This is a genomic window from Arthrobacter sp. AFG20 (genome assembly GCF_002892795.1).
Taxonomy (GTDB): domain Bacteria; phylum Actinomycetota; class Actinomycetes; order Actinomycetales; family Micrococcaceae; genus Arthrobacter.
The window spans coordinates 1-1,600 of sequence record NZ_PJMC01000042.1 but is presented as its reverse complement, the minus strand read 5'-3'; the positions used below and the strand labels follow the sequence as shown (position 1 = coordinate 1,600).

The following is a 1,600-nucleotide window of genomic DNA, read 5'->3' as shown; positions in this document are numbered from 1 at the left end:
GGCCGGCCCGGTGCCGGCTGTCCGGCCGGGATCCAACCGGCTTGATCTGGTGGACCGGGCGGTGATCATGATCCGGGTCCGCGAGGGGGCCAAGGTCGCGGCGATCGCCCGGGAGATCGGCAGGAACAGGTCGGTAGTGTGGCGGGAAATCCGCCGGAACCGGTGCGCCGACGGGACGTATCAGGCCGATGTGGCACAGATTCGTACCCATCAGCGTGCCCGGCGGCCCAAGGCTTTCAGGCTTCAGAATCCGGATCTGGCCAAATACGTCGAGGACGCTATGGATGATGGCTGGTCCCCGAAGCTGGTGTCCTTGGTCTTGGAGGAGACCTTCGGTCACGATGAGAGCATGCAGGTCAGCCACGAAACGATCTATCAGAGCCTCTATGTCCAGGGCCGGGGCGAGTTGCGTAAGGATCTTTACCGGTGCCTGAGCACCAGCCGGAGCAAACGGGTGCCCCGCGGTGAGCGGCCCCGCGGTGCTGCAGGCCAGCACTACAAGGACGCTCCGAAGATCTCAGAACGCCCTGCCGAAGCCGATGACCGCGCCGTGCCGGGCCATTGGGAATCTCAATGTTTCTGTCAAGCAGCTTGAGCGCTGATTCTTGGCATTGGTTCCTGGTAGGTGGTGTGGTCGCGGAGCATGGCCCAGAGGACGTTGATACGGCGTCGTGCGAGGGCGATGAGTGCCTGTTTATGTGACTTTCCTTCTCTGCGCTTCCGGTCGTAGTACGTTCTGGAGGCGGGACTGTTCTTCAGGCTGGAGAGCGCGGCCAGGTAGCAGGTCCGGAGAAGTCTGCGGTTGAAGCGACGCGGGCGGTGCAGATTCCCGCTGATACGTCCGGAATCGCGTGGGACTGGCGCCAGGCCCGCGACGCTGGCGAGCCGGTCGACGGACTCGAACGCTTCCAGATTGCCACCGATGTTCGCGAGGAAAGTCGCCGCAAGCACGGGCCCGAAACCGGGCATGCTCAGCAGAACATCGGCGCTTTCGTGCTGCCGGAACAGGTCGGTGATCTGGGCATCGACGTCGTCGATCTCGGCATCGAGAGCGCTCACCTGTGCGGTCAGCCGGGCGACCAGGGCAGAGCCTGTGGTCTGCGTTGGCAGGACGGTGTGCTGGGAGTTCGCGGCTTTTAGTGCCTTCTCGGCCATCTTGGCACTGTTCCGGCAGCCGCGCTTCTTCAGCCATCCTGCCAGCCTAGTAAGTCCCGTGCGCCGGATTGCCTCGGGGGTCTGGTAGCGACCGAGAAGGATGAGGGGCGCCTTCTTGGAGTAATCGAACGCCCGCTCGAGCGCCGGGAAGTACTCCAACAAGGTGGCCCGAAGCCGGTTAATTGCCCTGACCCGGTCGCAGATCAGATCGGTGCGACGGGCGGTCAAGAGCCGCAGGTCCACGCTGATCTGGTCTCCACCACGGACGGGCTGCAGATCGGTGCGCATCCGCGCCTGGTCCGCGATGATCCTGGCGTCTTTCGCGTCGGTCTTGCCATCGCCGCGGTATGTTGCTGCGGCGTGGTGCACGATCCGTCCGGGGATATAAAGCAACCTCTGTGCATGCGCGGCCAACAGCTCGATCAGCAGCGCGGCGCCGCCGGCG

At 64.3% G+C, this 1,600-nt stretch carries 1 protein-coding gene and 1 pseudogene; one reads left to right on the top strand and one right to left on the bottom strand.

Going from position 1 to position 1,600, the window contains the following annotated elements:
* Positions 1-568: pseudogene (locus CXZ05_RS22660) on the top strand (IS30 family transposase); the annotation flags it as partial.
* 14 nt (positions 569-582) lie between these two features.
* Here the strand turns inward: CXZ05_RS22660 and CXZ05_RS22655 are convergent.
* The coding region (locus CXZ05_RS22655) for an IS110 family transposase (protein WP_102974700.1) at positions 583-1,600 on the bottom strand (1,018 nt) is incomplete at its 5' end.